The sequence below is a fragment of the Nostoc sp. genome (assembly GCF_036917275.1).
Classification (GTDB): Bacteria; Cyanobacteriota; Cyanobacteriia; order Cyanobacteriales; family Nostocaceae; genus Nostoc.
On sequence record NZ_JBALDF010000054.1, the window covers coordinates 1 to 15,320 of the forward strand.

Here is a 15,320-nt window from a genome sequence, read left to right on the forward strand (position 1 = left end):
AGGAATTAGCAGGTTCCACGGTTCGGGAATGGCTACTAAACGGACTTATCCCTAAAAGTACAACCATCTTGCTAGCCTCAGATGGTGGAGTAGGTGAAACCAAATTTGCTTATGCAATTGGCAAGATCCTGATTCGGTATCTGGATTGAAGGGAAAACTAGAACGGGCACTGACTCTTATGGGCCATTCTCGCCAAGTCAACTGAGAAAACTAAGCGGCTAATTATAATTCGCCACTTGGTGATTAGTAGTTACTGCGATCGCTCCGGCGAAATCAAGAGCGATCCATGTAGCTTTAGGTGAAATCTAAATATCTTGACAAAAGTTTATACTGTTTCATCCGGTATAAATGTGGGTGAAAGATGCAGTGTAAATTAAACCAGGTTCCTGTTTCAATACTGCTCGGTTAAGGGAAAATAGATAGTGGAATAAATCATGATTTGTTCGCGTGTGATGTACGAGAACAAAAATAGCTAAAAACGTTGCTTGTACCTGAAGGCACTCTCGAAAAATTTAATTGTCAATTGCTGGGAATATTTTTAACCTGTTGAACTATAAATTGAGGATGAACAATTTACTGTATCGCCCAAATAATAGATGTATTCAACTTACTTTCCTAAAAATTTGAAAGGATAGTAGTTGTCGTGAGTAAATATAAACATTTAGGCAAGGCTGGAAGTCAGGCTCATATTCATGCCGTCATCTCCGTTGCTAGAAGAACCCAAATCGATTACTTACAATGATGTATTGATTCTCTTCGACAAAACTGGGTTGACTTATACGACAGTCTTAAAGAGAAAAAGTAAGTTCAATTAGAAAATCTTGTTCGCGTATCTAATGCGCGAACAAGATTTTCTTGATTTCACCTCTCATTTCCCTTAACCGAGCAGTATTGGATGAATAACCCACTGGGGATTCCCTGAACTAAAAGTTGGTCAACATAATTCGTAATTATAGCCCCATGCCTGTTCGTACAGCGTGCCGTAGGTAAATAAGTAATAATTTTCAGGTAAATAGGCCACGCCCTATGTTCACAGCATTATTGTGTCCCTACAACATATGTGGTTCAAAGAAATGAAAACTGCTGTAATAAATTAAGTCACTCTGTCCCTAAATTAATTAATTACGAATTAGGAATTATTTACTGAGCTTGGTGGTTGAGTTTCCAAAACCTCATTTTTCCCTAACAAGGCAGTAGTAGCATTTACTACAATTTGTGCTGCTCCTGTGAAAAACGATCGCTCGATAGTCGCTGGAACATCGCTAGATTTATGATAGTGGGGAGTCCGTAAATTTGCGGTATCTGTCACTAGCACAGCACCTACACCCTGATACCAAAACGGTGCATGGTCGCTACGTAGGGTGTCTGGTGTCAGTAAACCTTTAAAAGGAATTGGTAGTGTTAGGACTGGTGGCAGATTTGATTTCTGTTTATTTAGGGCGGTTGAGCGGAGCATCTGTGAGCTTTGAAAGGCATTGAGTAAAGGCAAATGCTCTGTATCACCGACTACTGCCAAAAAGTCGCCTTTGTCGCTAGGTGGGGTAACAGGCAATCCGGCAGGGTATTTTTGACACCCAGCAGTGTAACAAGCATAACCCACCATATCCATAACGATCGCTCCGCCCAAGTTTTGTAAGCGTGGTGTCTTGTTAACAAAAGCCTGACTACCCAAAAGTCCTGTTTCCTCTTTGTCAAAAAAAGCTAGCTGTAACGTCCGTGGCGTGGGACGGGAACCGAGCAACCGAGCAACTTCCAGCACCACGGCTACACCACTGGCGTTATCATCAGCACCAGGGGATAAGGGAACAGTATCGTAATGCGCTCCTACGAGAATTGCTTTAGCGGCTTTGTTAGTTCCTGGGCGTTCGGCAAAAATATTTACACCCTCAGAGAACTTTTCCAATTTTGGCTTCCAGCCTAACTTTTTCAGTTCAGTTGTGATATAAGTGCGAGTAAGCGATCGCTCTGTTGTTGTGTAGCGCTGAAAATTTAACTTTTGGATATGGGTTAACAGCTTGTCAGTAGACACTTGTAGGGTATTGTCAACTTCCTTTGACTCTGCCTGTGGTTGGCGTGTTTTCACTGGAATACTTTGAACAATTGCTGGTGACGGACGCTGTTCAAAAAACGTGCTACCTCTGCTACCCACCACCGCAACTGCCATCAGCACCAACAGCATCAGCCAAATCCATTTTTTCATGTCATTTATCCTTGGCTTTCAGACTTAGGGTAGCGCGAATCCACAGGCATAACTTTCCAAGATTGCTAGAAAGGGTTTAATATTTTGGTTCCCTAAATTCTTAAATAAACCTGCATCACTTTGCAATAAGTTTAATTGTCTATTTTAATACAATTTTCTTTAATCCAATCTGCTATCGACTCTTGAGTCTCTTGATCAGTTGAAAGTCTTTTTATCATTAATACAACTTCTTTTTCTGGCACTTCTAAAGAATAAGCGTTCAATATCAGAAAGGTAGCCATCGAAACGAAAGCTACCCTTTTATTGCCATCTATAAATGCATGGTTTTTTACAAATGCAATCGCTTAAACCTTTAGCAATAAGCAAAGATTAATGAGATTATTTTAACTATATTGAGAATATACTACTATTATTGACATGATGCGGTCGTCTTAGTATATGTGGCACTTATCCAGCAGAATCAATCACAAAATTTTAACTCATACCCTTTGCTTCTGGCTTAATCGCCATAATTGTGAGCCTCTTCAATTCGATGAACTTGTTACGTAAGATTAAGTCGCACATCGCGTTACATTTTCTAATTATATTCAATATACTGTTGAAATTTGATCGCATTCAGACAAGTAATAATATCATTTACATCGTCTGGATCAACATCAAAATTTTCTAATAAAGTCTCAGTAGTTTTTTGTTGTTCTGTGTCGGCTGCAATTGTTCCTTTACTTCCAGTTAGTCCGAAGAAATTCACTACTCCATCAAAAGAAGCTGCAACCTTTTGCTTACCAGAAGCTGTTTGTTTAACAGATTGAGTAGTTTGGTAACCTGCTTTTTTCAGAATAGCAAGATGTATATCTGTTAATTTCCAATGATTGAGACATTGAATATTAATATATTCGTCAGATTTAAGGCAACTCTTTTTTAAAGATGTTTTTCCCTGCTTGGAGCTACCATATATAACAACGTGTCTACTTCTATCTAAATTTTCAATAAGTTTTTTATCGACTTCTTGCCTCTTTATATAGTTTAAAGGGAGGTCACGTTGAATACCATAAACATCATTTGTTTTATATACTTTATTGTTAAATAACATATCTTTTTTACTTGTGTTTAGTTGAAAATTATCTAGTTAAGATAGGTTTGTGAATACTATTAAAATACTAATCAAAACAATGGACAGGCATTTTTAAGTAGATGCTACTTTATCTATTAAAATTATACATAAATTAAAGTATATTAATATACGGCGTATACTGATATGCATCAAGTTATTAGTTTAGGATTTACGCGCGTTCAGGGAGTTTTATGAGTGTTTACACTCAGATTTTCTTACTTTTTTTTTTCCTATGAATAAACATCAAGTTTGACAAATCGTCTTTTGACAGCGATCGCAACTTCACTTATAGTGCCCCACTAGAGGAGTGCTGAGTACTGAGCAAAGAAGAAGAGAAAAGAATTTCTTCTTAATTCTTCAAAATCTTTATTTTGACACTCAGGACTCATGACTCAGAACTCAGGACTTTTTTTATGGTAGATTTATTGCTGATCTCAATCTTGGGTTTCCTGGGGAGTTTTGGACATTGCTTTGGGATGTGTGGCCCTCTAACAGTGGCGTTTTCCCTGTCTCATCAGCCGAAAATTCTACAAAAAGCTTCCTTGGGACGGATATCAACCTTAGAAAAGTCCGACACTTGGCAACAGCAATTAAAATTTCATCTTTTGTTAAACCTGGGGCGGATGTTGAGCTATGCTCTAGTCGGTGCTGGCATTGGGGCGCTAGGTTCAGTATTACTGCAAGGTGGACAGCTAGCGGGTGTTGGCAGCGACTTCCGGCGCTGGATGGCAATTCTAACTGGTGTAATGCTGATTTGGTTTGGCTTAGGACAAGTAAAACCCGATTTACTGCCGCGCATTCCCGTGTTACATCCCTTATTACAAGGTAGTTTACACGATCGCCTCAGTGCGGGAATGGTTAAGCTTTCCTTCAAAACCAAATGGTGGACGCCAATGCTTTTGGGGATGACTTGGGGTTTAATGCCCTGTGGTTTCCTGTATGCTGCCCAAATTAAAGCTGCTGAAACTGGCAATTTATGGATGGGTGGGGCAACTATGCTGGCGTTTGGCTTGGGAACCCTGCCCACTATGCTGGGTGTAGGCGTTTCCACATCATTGGTAAGTAAAGACAGGCGCAGTCAGTTATTTCGATTAGGTGGTTGGGTAACACTCACCATTGGCGTGATTACCTTGTTACGGACTGGTGACACAATGGTAGATTACACCGGACACGCCGCTTTATTTTGCTTAATTTTGGCGCTAATTGCGCGTCCTATTAGTGGGTTGTGGGCTTCACCACTGCGTTATCGCCGCGCCTTGGGGGTGGGAGCTTTTGTGCTTTCTGTGGTTCACACCGCCCACATGATAGAACACTCATTGCAATGGAATTTTGCCGCCTTTGATTTTATGCCACAAGAATTTCAGTGGGGTATGGCTGCGGGTGCTGTAGCATTGTTATTAATGTCCCCCGCTGCTTTTACGAGTTGGGAATCCTTGCAGAAATCTTTGGGCAAGCGTTGGCGACAGATTCATCTATTGGGTGTGCCAGCCTTGCTCTTGAGTGCCATTCATGCTGTGTTGATTGGTTCCCATTATTTGGGTTCCTTGCAATCAACTTGGGGAAATAAATTAGCGGCAGTACTGATGGGAATTATTACCCTCAGTGTCTTGCTAGTACGTTCGCGCTTTTTTTGGTCAAAGTTAGCCGTAGAAAAGTTTTATGTTCCCCCAACCAAATTGCGGTAAATCACCCTTGTTTTCTGGCTCCATCCCAACGAGTCAAAAACAGAGAGGTTATCCGCTCAAAGACATTTCCTGGCATCAAGGAACAATAAAGTATTTATTATTCCTGAGTTGCCTAGTCATCTCAATAACTGATCTTTACCCTGCTGCTGCTCATCAGGTAGAAGTAGCAGCAGATGTCGGTGGCACCCTCCATGTTGAACCAAATGATAACCCCCAGGCTGGAGAACCAAGCCAAGTCTGGTTTGCACTTACCCGCAGAGGTGGAAGGGTGATTCCCCTGTCACAGTGTAATTGTCAGTTAGCTGTTTATGCCGAACCCTATGCAGGCGGAGAGCCACCACTCCTAGAACCACAGTTAAAATCTGTGGCAGCTGAACGCTATAAAGGCATCCCAGGTGCGGAAGTTGTCTTTCCCAAACCAGGTATTTATGAGTTGCAACTAAACGGTAAACCAGTCTCTGGGGGAAGATTCAAACCGTTTAAGTTAAAATTTGAAGTGACTGTGGCAGGTGGATCTACAGATAGTACACGAAACCTGCGAGATGTCAATGGCGATTTAGTAGAGGGTGAATCTCAGAAATTCCCAATTTGGGCGATCGCACTTCCAATCTTCGCATTTATCGCCATCTTAGTTGTTGTACTGCAAAGTATGAAAGGCGGTAGGGAGTAGGAGAGTGGGAAGGGGGATAAGGAAGCAATTTTTCCTACTTGTCCCCCTTGTAGCATTGAGCCGAGATATGAACGAAAACGGCAATAGGGGCTGAAAAGGCTTGACTTTTTGTTGCCAATAACGGTGTTAAGTACAAAGAGATAACAAATTACCAAACCTAAGTAGGATATGTTAAAAGCTTTAATTTCCGAATATGCAGCTATCTCGGCTCAATGTCATCAAATCTACTTATGTCGCTTTTGATGCCACTGCCACGCATGAGCGACAATATCTTTTATGGATGGGTACTGAGGTTGCCAGCCTAAGATTGTTCTGGCTTTCTCACTGGTGCCAATGAGAATTGGGGGATCGCCAGGACGGCGATCGCGTTCTTCTACTGGTATCGAAATTCCTGTCACCTGTTCGGCTGCTGCAATTACTTCTCTGACGGAAAAGCCGCTGCCATTACCTAAATTGAAAACTTCGCTATCGCCACCTTTTAATAAATATTCCAATCCCAAAATATGGGCATCTGCTAAATCATTAACATGAATATAATCTCGAATACAAGTACCATCGGGCGTAGGGTAATCGGTGCCGAAAATTGAGATGGATTCTCGTTTGCCTAAAGCTGTCATCAGCACCAAGGGAATCAAATGGGTTTCTGGATTATGATCCTCGCCAAGCAAAGCACTGGGATTAGCACCAGCAGCATTGAAATAGCGGAAACGTACTGATTGGAAACCGTAAGCAACATCAAAATCAGAGAGAATCCGCTCTACCATTAGCTTTGTAGCGCCATAGGGATTAATCGGATTTTGGGGATGGGTTTCTGGAATGGGTACAAATTCCGGTACACCATAAGTGGCACAGGTAGAAGAGAAGACAAATTTCTTCACAGATGCTGTTAGCATCGCTTCTAACAGAGTCAAAGTACCAACAACGTTATTGCGGTAATACTTAGCTGGGTCAGTCACCGATTCTCCTACGTAGGCGTATGCAGAAAAGTGCATCACAGCGGCAATATCGCGGGTTTTAAATAGGTGATCTAGCAAGGCGCGATCGCCTGTATCCCCAACTATCAGTTCTACCTGTAAAACCCTTTCTACCAGGTCACGATGCCCATAGACCAGATTATCAAGGATGATAACGTTATAACCCGCTTGCTTCAAAGCAAGCACTGTATGAGAACCAATATATCCAGCTCCCCCCGTTACCAAAATGGTAGGCTTTCCAGACGACATAGTTTTTCCTTTTGAGTGGATTACTCAATTAATTTAGTTTATCGGTGCCACATTACTCTTCTGGAAAATTATAAATAATAGACGCAGTGTCAAAAAATTGCACTAAAATCACTACGACGGTAGTCTTTGGGTGTGAGGTTTGAGGTATTTTAAGTCAAACAGTGCGATTACAATTTGACAATAAAATAAATCCATTTCCCGAAACCTCTAGGTTGACCCTTACGGGTGACGCTCCTAGCGTCGCTAAAGCTAAGAAGTCGCTAGTTGTTTTATACCGGGAAACCAATGTACGGCAGTTCCTCTTAGAAAGCCACTGCGTTGCCGGGGTTACCCCGGTTGTACCCCTACGGGGAAGCAAGCTACGCGCAGCGTCTCCGACAGGAGAAGCATGTGGCGTGGAGAACTCCCTACAGCCCTACGGGCATCCTACGGCAGGCGTTAGCCTCTCGCTTTGGGAGAAGATCGGACTGCCTCACCACCACACTGGCTCACCGCACCAGAAAATTTGAGAGTTAATCTATGTTTCTATTGCTAAGTCGGGTACTGCTGTGGCTGCTGATTGGCACTATCGTATATTCTCTGTTCCAGCGATTTTATCCCTCTGGAAGTTTTGTCGGGCGATTGATCTTAGTCGTTATCTTGGTAATCATAGCCCTATCATTTGTTAACCCCAATGAACCAGCTGTAGCCTCATTGTCGAGGATGCTGTCTTTTCCACTCAAGCCTTTAGGGGCCTCTGTTTTAATGATGATTTTTGCAGCTCAGAGAATCAAAGGAGGCGGGATAGACAAACCAGGTGGATACTTGATCGGTTGGGCACTGACGATTTTGCTGTTAGCAAGTACACCAGCAGTCGCTTATTTACTTTATAGGGCACCTCTAGCAATGGCAGGTGAAACCTATGTAGCAACTGCTGCACCAACATCTGGGATACTGGTGGCATTAGGGCAACAAACCACCACAGCAAACATTTCAGATGTGACAGGCGATCGCATTATTTCTTATAATTTGAGAGTGCCTCCCTACCTATTACAAGGAAGTCCTCAAGATATTCGCGCCCGCGGTTTACGACTTGAAGACTTTGTACCGAATGCGGAAACGTTGCTATTGACAACCAGAACTTGGGAAACTTATCTCTTTGAAATTTACAGGTTCTTGCGTGTTCAGCGGTAATAAAGTTAAAAAAGTAAAACTCAAAAGGTCACAATGCCACGCCCTAGTACCGCAAGGCGGAAGTTAAAAATCAAAAGTCAAAAGTCAAAAGAATTATATTCTGGGCTTTTACGCCATTTTGAATGGTTAGTTTATTTACGCGCTCGCTGTACTAGTAGCTGGATTAATTTAGGCTGTGATTGCCACCAGAATACCAAGAGTTTAAGTAGACGTTCCCTTTCGCCCAAAGCCGAATGGGAACGGCAATAACTATCCAGTTGAAAGAGGTAACAAAAGCTGAATTTACAAGCGATATTCCCTCTACATAGCTACCTTCTTGGACTAACAGTTAATCTCAGATGATAAAGTTGCAAAATTGCTTTAATGGCAAAATCTCGACGAATCGCTAAACTCACTGCTTACCTACGACCCTATTGGCGGGAAGTGTCCTTAGGCATTCTCGCTTTGTTGTCTGTCAATGCACTAGGCGTTTATATCCCTTGGTTGATTCGTGCTGGTGTTGACAAACTCTCGACAACCTTCAGCTGGAACCAAATCCTACATTACGTAGTAATCATTGTCTTGCTCAGTTCGGCAATGTGGCTAATGCGGATGGCATCGCGCATTTGGCTATTTGGAGTAGGGCGTCAGGTGGAATTTGACCTCAAACAACGGATTTTTGAACACTTACTCAAGTTGGAGCCGGCTTATTTTGCCAGTAATACTGCTGGCGATTTGATTAATCGCGCTACCAGTGATGTGGACAATATCAAGCGGTTATTGGGTTTTGCAGTTTTGAGTTTGGCAAATACGGTGTTTGCCTACGCCCTGACACTGCCAGTAATGCTAGCGATTAGTGTGGATCTGACACTAGCCTCCCTGGCAGTGTACCCTTTTATGTTCTTGTTAGTGAGTTTGTTTAGCGATCGCTTACGCAAACAACAAGCAGCAGTCCAAGAGCAACTCTCTGACATGAGCGAACTCATCCAAGAGGATATCAGTGGCATTGCTTTAATTAAAATCTATGCCCAAGAAGCAAACGAGCGTCGAGCCTTTGCTAAAAAAAATCAGCAGCTATTGACTGCTAACTTGGAACTGGCAAAACTCCGAAATACACTGTTTCCGCTAATTGGTGGACTAGCCAATGTCAGTTCACTAGTTATCATCTGGCTAGGAGTAGGGCGGATGTCTTCTGGAACCCTTCAGGTTGGCGACTTTTTAGCACTGTTAATTTATGTAGAGCGTCTAGTTTTTCCCACTGCCCTTTTAGGATTCACAATTACTGCCTACCAACGGGGTGAAGTTAGTATCGATAGGCTTGAATCTATTCTCTCTGTCACACCGAAAATTCAAGACAGAGCCGATGCTATACATCTACCACTAGCTGAACTTAAAGGGGAACTGACAGCTAAAAATCTCACCTACAATTACCCTGGTTCCACTACTCCAGCTTTAGAAAATGTTAACTTTACCATTACTCCGGGAGAAACCGTGGCAATTGTTGGGGCTATTGGTTCAGGGAAATCCACTTTGGCCAATGCTTTGCCGCGCTTGTTGGATATTGAATCAGGATTATTGTTTTTAGATGGGCTGGATATTACTAAGATAGCTTTGGCTTCTTTACGAGGTGCGATCGCCTACGTTCCTCAAGATAGCTTTCTATTTAGCACTACAATCAAAAATAATATCCGCTACGGTGACCCAATTAGCGAACAAGAGCAGGTAGAATCTGTCGCTCAACTTGCCCAAATTGAATCAGAAATTAACAATTTTCCCCAGCAATACGAAACTCTTGTTGGTGAACGCGGTATTACTCTTTCTGGTGGTCAACGACAACGGACTGCCTTGGCTAGGGCAATGCTGGTCAGTGCGCCAGTCTTAATTTTAGATGATGCTCTCTCTAGTGTGGATAATCAAACAGCTACACAAATCCTCAAAAATCTCTCTGGTGGTACTGAACGAAAGACAGTAATTTTCATTACTCATCAATTATCGGCAGCGGCAGCTGCTGACCGAATTTTTGTAATGGAAAAAGGAAGAATTGTTCAGATAGGCAATCATTCACAACTGGTGCAACAACAGGGTCTGTACAGAACTTTGTGGAGCCAGCATCAAGTTGAGGAATTACTGCACTAGTACAACATTTAACGTTAAGGACAATTGCACTCTCTTAATTAGGACTTACACACACTCTACGAATTCTTGGCGCTCTTGGCACGGCAGTTGCTTCAAGTCGGCAGAGCCGCCCAACGCACTGCCTCGTCTTGGCGGTTCGATAAATTAAGCGAAGTTAGCAATTTTTGCGTAAGTCCTGTTAATTTTACAATAATCGTTTGGAAGCTAAAGGAAATCATCTCTCAAACACTACCGTTTTCGGAATCACAGTATGCCCGTTCTGCTAATGTGACATCTAGCACAAATGGATTGTCATTACCTTGAAATTGGGCGATCGCATGACTGCGTTCTATTTCAGTAATATCTGGGAGGTCTTGCTGATTCCATTTACACAAAGTCTGACGCTGATTCTGAAAGTAATTTAAGTCTACTCTCTCAGCCTGATTCCGATAAATGGTGTAAAAGTAGAAAATTGCCCTGGCTATATCTCCTTTTACTTTCTCTCTAGGCTCAAATTCAGAAGATGTTGATTCGCTAAACTCGTCAATTGCACTATTAGGAATTGTAGATTGAACAGTATTATTTCGATACCATTTTTTAGTACTTGTGTCGGCTATATCATCGAATGGTTTATTGCCTCGCTCACTATTAATATCTTCTCGTGCAGGAAATAGATGATGAAGGTCACTTCGGGAATTACCTTTGTCAGCACCTTCACTTTGTGGCCAAACATGTTCGGTATTCAGCCCTAATTTTTCAGCTTCCTGACTAGGATCGCCATTACCAATTAAACGAATTGGGTAACTGGCATAAATGTCTGTCACAATACCTGCTCGGTTGTCAATAATGCCAAACATTTGGTCTCTTGCCCGATCATAATTCAAGATTTTGCTTGGCGTATACTCCTTAGCTAGTTGGTCAACTAGAGCGAATTTGGATAATTGAGGCAATATAATTGCCGAATCACTTGCAGGAGTGGGTTGGCTAACGGGAGGGATTGTGTCAGACGTGGACTGGTTAGCAGGTAATGTAAATGCTGCAATCACGGGATCATGGTCGCTGACAGGCTTACTAAAGCCAACGTTGACATGCACAATGTCGATTTCAGGTTGAGCAACACGAGAAAGATTTTCACTGACCAACAAATGGTCAATAAGTTCAGGATTTCCACGGAATCTGAAACTAAACTGATCGCTAAGAGGTAAACGAACCGTCAGATTCTCAAGAATGTTACCCTCCAAGGTCTTTAGAGGTAAAGAATCTGGTAAATCGTTTAAGTCACCTAGTACAATTACATTGGCTTGCGGGTCAACTTGTAGTAGTTGCGCTACGAATTCATTAACGATTTGGGCTTGCTTGACTCGTTGATCATCGCTGGGAGAACCTCCAAGCTTGGAAATAAAGTGATTAGCAATGATAAACAGTTTTTGATCGTTAAATATAAATTCTGTCGCAAGTGGCTTACGGCTTTGATCGAAAGCATTATTCCTGGGGTCAATCCGACCTGGATTGAGCGAGAGGTCAAGACCATTTGAACCTTGAGTAATAGCCACAGCATCTAATGAACCGCCTCTTCTGGGCAATTTTGTTAGAGTTATCCGGTTGGGTCGAAATAATAAACCGACACGAATATTGCCTCCAGGTTCTCCACCATCTTGATCGTCGCTAGGCGCAATATCAACAAAGTCGTATGCTGGACTACCGATATTTTTGAGCGCAGCAATCAGTTTTTGGTAAGTCTGGTTTGCATTCACAACGTTATCATTGATTGGCCCGTTGTTATCTTGAACTTCAATTAAACTGATGACATCTGGTGCGTTCAAATTATTGCCAATAATTTTAGCAATCTGATCAAAGCGCTGATCTTTCGGGTCTAAATTCTCGACATTAAAAGTTGCAACAGTCAATACATCCTGTGAATTTCTCAAAGATGTTGTTTCACGTTCTGCAACTGGAAGTAAAGGAGTTGGCAATTGAGCTATTGGACTAGCTTGCAGTGGACTAATCCATGCAAAGAAGATGAGAGCGATACTAAGTAGTAGTAATTTGAGAAATTTCATTCTCTCTCCTAATGAACGTATTTTCTAGGTTAGTCTTTTTCTTAATAGAGTTCAGTTAAGATAAGTTTTAGGTTAGGTAAAGGGAAGTATCCTACTTTGTCAGAAATACCAGGATAAAAGCAAATCGCAGCTACATTTTTAAACTGCATTTGCGGTCGATTACATACCGTCTTAAATATCAAGTCTTGATCCTTACTGATAGCAATATTTACAGTGGCAAGCTACGCAGCCTGTTATCAGAAGACTTTGGCAATAACCGTAGCTTTATAGAACTTGATGAAGCTAGTGTAATCTGGCGTGATTACTACGTTAGTTTTTTTGAGTATGTGGGTAGTATAAATTACTGAAAAAACTAATTTGGTATATGGTAATGTTCAAAACTAAATTATCAGCATCCCGTGCATGGAGGGAATTTTACACCTTAAAGTTAATGCATCGTCATATTGGGGCGATCGCAGCTCTAATCTTAATTAGCTTACTGAGTTCATTGAGTGGAACACCAGATCGTCATACCATCTCTAACTGCTGGGAAGGCTTTCTCTGGGGACTGGCAGATCCAATAATTGGCTTGGATTGTTTAGTTGGTATTGTTGCTATTGGCTTACTCTCATCTGTGTTTGTTCGTGGCGCTGCGATCGCTGGATGTTTTGTCTTAGCAGCAGTCTTGGGCATTGTAATTCATGTATTCGGGCTAAATTTACCAGGTACAGAAATAGCGATCGCCATTTCTACCATCGTTTTTGGTACTATGCTGATGATGCCAAATCAACCAAACTTTACGGTTTTTGCTCTGGTGAGCGTCAGTGCTGGTTTATTTCAGGGTTACGCTGATGCAGAATCTGTTATTGGGGCAGGAATTATATCATTAGTTGCCTATATACTAGGCATTATCTTAACTCTGTTTGCAGTTACCATGAGTGCCAGAGAGATTGGTAGTGCAATGGGTATGGGAGAAATAAACCGAATTTTACCCTGGAAAATTAGCATTGCTGGCTTCGCTTTGTGTGTGATCGGCATCGTGTTTTTGAGCAATTCGAGAATTTAATGCAGTGCGGCAGAAGATGCAGAGAGATATCAAAGCCGAGCGCACCTTTACTTTACTATGTACTACTACCCAGAATTGAACTGTCGCAAAGACCTTCCCTGTGTAGGGCGGGTTGAAAGTGACGCAGGGTTTAGATTAGCCAAAATGATCTAGTTGGCTAGCCTCAAATGTTGCGACATAATATTTGTTAACGGTTATCTAGAACGAACAACGACACTAATTGATGAAATAGCGACATTAGTCTGTGAAAGACGACATTAATCTGTGAACAGCGACATCTAATTTGTGAATGTACAGTACTAGTGAATAAGCTGATCCACCTCTGCGCTAATCTAGAGGTTATATCTAATAAAGGCTTATGACACCTGAAGAAATTGTGGGTACGCTAACAGAATTATTTGGTACATCGGCTGTTCATGCGATCGCTCCTGGATCGTGGCAAGTAGACACTTCTGATTTTCGGCTGTTGGTGCTGCTTTCCGAAGATAATACTTGGCTGCGAGTTTTACTGCCTATTGTACCCGCAAAGGAAGGGCAACCATTTTTAGCACAGTTCCTAGAAGCCAACTTTGATGACACTCAAGAAGTACGTTACGCTTTGTATGAAGGGAAAATTTGGGGGGTATTTCAACATAATACTGGCACTTTAGTAAATACAGATTTGTCCGATGCAATCAACCGACTTGTATCTCTTTATCAGGCTGGATTAGATAATGTTTTTAATCAACTAATTGAAAGCCGCATCCAACAAATTATTCAGGCAGCAAAACAACAAAAGCAATCTCTGCAAGCTACTATGCAAACCTTAGAACGCTTTTATGCAGAAGGGTTAATGGGCGATATAAATCAAACCCCAGAGGCGCGAGAAAAAATCCTAACTGCTTGGCGGCGTCAGTTAGAAAAATTATGGAATGAAGGTTGATTTCAATTTTTAATTAGGGATTGTTATCTGCGTCACGTTTACATATTAAAGTAATTTATACATTTATTTATCATGGATATCATTGAAATCCTTAAAGAAGACTATCAAAGATTCCCTGTAAATCAAACTTACAGCATTTACACTCCAGACGTTTATTTTCAAGACCCGCTAAATAAATTTCGTGGTGTTAAACGTTACAAACAGATGATTAATTTCATCAAGACTTTGTTTTTAAATCCCAAAATGGACTTACATAGCATTCAACGTTTGGGAGACACAATAAAAACTGAGTGGACACTTAGTTGGAACACTCCTCTCCCCTGGAAGCCACGGATTTCTATTCCTGGTTGGAGTCAATTAGGTCTTAACTCTGATGGTTTAATTATCTCACATATCGATTATTGGAATTGTTCACGCTTAGATGTGGTGAAGCAGCATTTCTTTGCGGCAAAAATGTAAACAATTAAGGCTTGCTCTAATTCCCTCCTTACAGCCTTTTTAAGTTAAATAGACCACGCGGTAGGGGCATAGCAATGCTCATTGGTGTCAACTTAACTAAAAGCCTCTCTAGATAAACCCTTCAGAGATTGCCTCGTGTTGCCTCGTTCCCAGTCTCCGACTGGGAATGCCAGTTCGGTAGGCTCCGCCTCCTTCTCCTGGCGGCAGAGCCACCAAGGTATACATTTCCAGCCAGAGACTGGAAACGAGATTTTAACGAGGTTTTAAAAGGGTTTGGTTTTGAGTCCAACTCGGCTCTCATCTTGACCGGAGCCTCCGCCTCTCACTTTCTTTGATTTCCAGTTATAGCCTACGTGCCATTTTTGTAATATCCAGTTTCACCCTCGACATTTATTATATGCACGCTCAATGTAAATTGATATTAGTGAGTTCATAATTATCTGTATATTGCTGTAGCGATTATCAATTGCGATGCGATCGCAGGAGTTCAGTTTATGCCTGTAGCTTTTGAAAAAACATAAGCTTAGTACACACTTTCTTTCATTCCTAGCGAAAACAATTGCCACAAATCAAACCTTTGCGTTACCTCTGCGTTTCACTTTTAACCCTCAATTGCCACAGTTTTACGCCAAGCTGTATCTAACTAAGTTCAGAGGGATGTCTGAATTGGGCTATGCT

13 protein-coding genes and 1 pseudogene are annotated in these 15,320 nt (G+C 41.7%); 9 read left to right on the forward strand and 5 right to left on the reverse strand.

Annotated elements, in window-relative coordinates; all coding sequences use genetic code 11:
* Window positions 1–1,129: 1,129 nt before the first annotated feature.
* On the reverse strand, window positions 1,130–2,200 hold the full coding sequence (locus tag V7K35_RS19665; RefSeq protein WP_335080861.1) for a M20/M25/M40 family metallo-hydrolase: 1,071 nt from the start codon (window positions 2,198–2,200) through the stop codon (window positions 1,130–1,132).
* A gap of 131 nt (window positions 2,201–2,331) precedes the next feature.
* Window positions 2,332–2,541 (reverse strand): type II toxin-antitoxin system death-on-curing family toxin, encoded by a 210-nt coding sequence (locus tag V7K35_RS19670; RefSeq protein ID WP_334792628.1) that lies wholly within the window; start codon window positions 2,539–2,541, stop codon window positions 2,332–2,334.
* A 97-nt stretch (window positions 2,542–2,638) separates the two neighbouring features.
* Between V7K35_RS19670 and V7K35_RS29775 the strand changes: the two are divergent.
* A pseudogene (locus V7K35_RS29775) lies at window positions 2,639–2,749 on the forward strand (IS982 family transposase); the annotation flags it as partial.
* 28 nt (window positions 2,750–2,777) lie between these two features.
* Here V7K35_RS29775 and V7K35_RS19675 read toward each other — a convergent pair.
* Window positions 2,778–3,290, reverse strand: a complete 513-nt coding sequence (locus V7K35_RS19675) for a hypothetical protein (protein ID WP_335080862.1) — start codon at window positions 3,288–3,290, stop codon at window positions 2,778–2,780.
* 434 nt (window positions 3,291–3,724) lie between these two features.
* On the opposite strand from V7K35_RS19675, the gene V7K35_RS19680 reads away from it, so the two are divergent.
* Together V7K35_RS19680 and V7K35_RS19685 are read left to right on the forward strand one after the other, a co-directional pair.
* Window positions 3,725–4,996: an urease accessory protein UreH domain-containing protein gene (locus V7K35_RS19680; RefSeq protein ID WP_335080864.1), complete on the forward strand. Its 1,272-nt coding sequence runs from the start codon at window positions 3,725–3,727 to the stop codon at window positions 4,994–4,996.
* The gene (locus V7K35_RS19685) at window positions 4,971–5,666 is read left to right on the forward strand and encodes a hypothetical protein (RefSeq protein WP_335080865.1); all 696 of its coding nucleotides are present in this window, start codon (window positions 4,971–4,973) and stop codon (window positions 5,664–5,666) included. The genes V7K35_RS19680 and V7K35_RS19685 overlap by 26 nt, the downstream gene beginning before the upstream one ends.
* Before the next feature lie 224 nt (window positions 5,667–5,890).
* Here the strand turns inward: V7K35_RS19685 and galE are convergent, their stop codons facing one another.
* On the reverse strand, window positions 5,891–6,889 hold the full coding sequence (galE, locus tag V7K35_RS19690) for a UDP-glucose 4-epimerase GalE (RefSeq protein ID WP_335080866.1): 999 nt from the start codon (window positions 6,887–6,889) through the stop codon (window positions 5,891–5,893).
* Between the two features lie 161 nt (window positions 6,890–7,050).
* Here galE and V7K35_RS19695 point away from each other — a divergent pair, with 161 nt between their 5' ends.
* From V7K35_RS19695 to V7K35_RS19705, 3 genes are all read left to right on the forward strand, one after another.
* Window positions 7,051–7,398 carry a hypothetical protein gene (locus V7K35_RS19695; RefSeq protein ID WP_335080867.1) on the forward strand — a complete coding sequence of 116 codons (348 nt, stop codon included), beginning with the start codon at window positions 7,051–7,053 and terminating at the stop codon, window positions 7,396–7,398.
* 10 nt (window positions 7,399–7,408) lie between these two features.
* Window positions 7,409–8,062: a hypothetical protein gene (locus V7K35_RS19700; RefSeq protein WP_334792596.1), complete on the forward strand. Its 654-nt coding sequence runs from the start codon at window positions 7,409–7,411 to the stop codon at window positions 8,060–8,062.
* Window positions 8,063–8,425: 363 nt separating this feature from the next.
* Window positions 8,426–10,177, forward strand: coding sequence for an ABC transporter ATP-binding protein (locus V7K35_RS19705; RefSeq protein ID WP_335080868.1), 1,752 nt, complete (start codon window positions 8,426–8,428; stop codon window positions 10,175–10,177).
* A gap of 221 nt (window positions 10,178–10,398) precedes the next feature.
* Here the strand turns inward: V7K35_RS19705 and V7K35_RS19710 are convergent, their stop codons facing one another.
* Window positions 10,399–12,216 (reverse strand): endonuclease, encoded by a 1,818-nt coding sequence (locus tag V7K35_RS19710; protein ID WP_335080869.1) that lies wholly within the window; start codon window positions 12,214–12,216, stop codon window positions 10,399–10,401.
* Window positions 12,217–12,586: 370 nt separating this feature from the next.
* On the opposite strand from V7K35_RS19710, the gene V7K35_RS19715 reads away from it, so the two are divergent.
* From V7K35_RS19715 to V7K35_RS19725, 3 genes are all read left to right on the forward strand, one after another.
* Window positions 12,587–13,261, forward strand: a complete 675-nt coding sequence (locus V7K35_RS19715) for a HupE/UreJ family protein (RefSeq protein WP_335080871.1) — start codon at window positions 12,587–12,589, stop codon at window positions 13,259–13,261.
* Window positions 13,262–13,619: 358 nt separating this feature from the next.
* Window positions 13,620–14,183, forward strand: coding sequence for a hypothetical protein (locus tag V7K35_RS19720; RefSeq protein ID WP_335080872.1), 564 nt, complete (start codon window positions 13,620–13,622; stop codon window positions 14,181–14,183).
* Between the two features lie 72 nt (window positions 14,184–14,255).
* A complete protein-coding gene (locus tag V7K35_RS19725) occupies window positions 14,256–14,642 on the forward strand; it encodes a DUF2358 domain-containing protein (RefSeq protein WP_335080873.1) in 387 nt (128 codons plus the stop codon).
* Window positions 14,643–15,320: the final 678 nt, after the last annotated feature.

Bases quoted from the DNA above. Each gene is read 5' to 3' on its own strand.
- V7K35_RS19665 (WP_335080861.1), bottom strand. From the start codon at position 2,200: ATGAAAAAATGGATTTGGCTGATGCTGTTGGTGCTGATGGCAGTTGCG.
- V7K35_RS19675 (WP_335080862.1), bottom strand. From the start codon at position 3,290: ATGTTATTTAACAATAAAGTATATAAAACAAATGATGTTTATGGTATT.
- V7K35_RS19680 (WP_335080864.1), top strand. From the start codon at position 3,725: ATGGTAGATTTATTGCTGATCTCAATCTTGGGTTTCCTGGGGAGTTTT.
- V7K35_RS19685 (WP_335080865.1), top strand. From the start codon at position 4,971: ATGTTCCCCCAACCAAATTGCGGTAAATCACCCTTGTTTTCTGGCTCC.
- galE (WP_335080866.1), bottom strand. From the start codon at position 6,889: ATGTCGTCTGGAAAGCCTACCATTTTGGTAACGGGGGGAGCTGGATAT.
- V7K35_RS19700 (WP_334792596.1), top strand. From the start codon at position 7,409: ATGTTTCTATTGCTAAGTCGGGTACTGCTGTGGCTGCTGATTGGCACT.
- V7K35_RS19705 (WP_335080868.1), top strand. From the start codon at position 8,426: ATGGCAAAATCTCGACGAATCGCTAAACTCACTGCTTACCTACGACCC.
- V7K35_RS19710 (WP_335080869.1), bottom strand. From the start codon at position 12,216: ATGAAATTTCTCAAATTACTACTACTTAGTATCGCTCTCATCTTCTTT.
- V7K35_RS19715 (WP_335080871.1), top strand. From the start codon at position 12,587: ATGTTCAAAACTAAATTATCAGCATCCCGTGCATGGAGGGAATTTTAC.
- V7K35_RS19720 (WP_335080872.1), top strand. From the start codon at position 13,620: ATGACACCTGAAGAAATTGTGGGTACGCTAACAGAATTATTTGGTACA.
- V7K35_RS19725 (WP_335080873.1), top strand. From the start codon at position 14,256: ATGGATATCATTGAAATCCTTAAAGAAGACTATCAAAGATTCCCTGTA.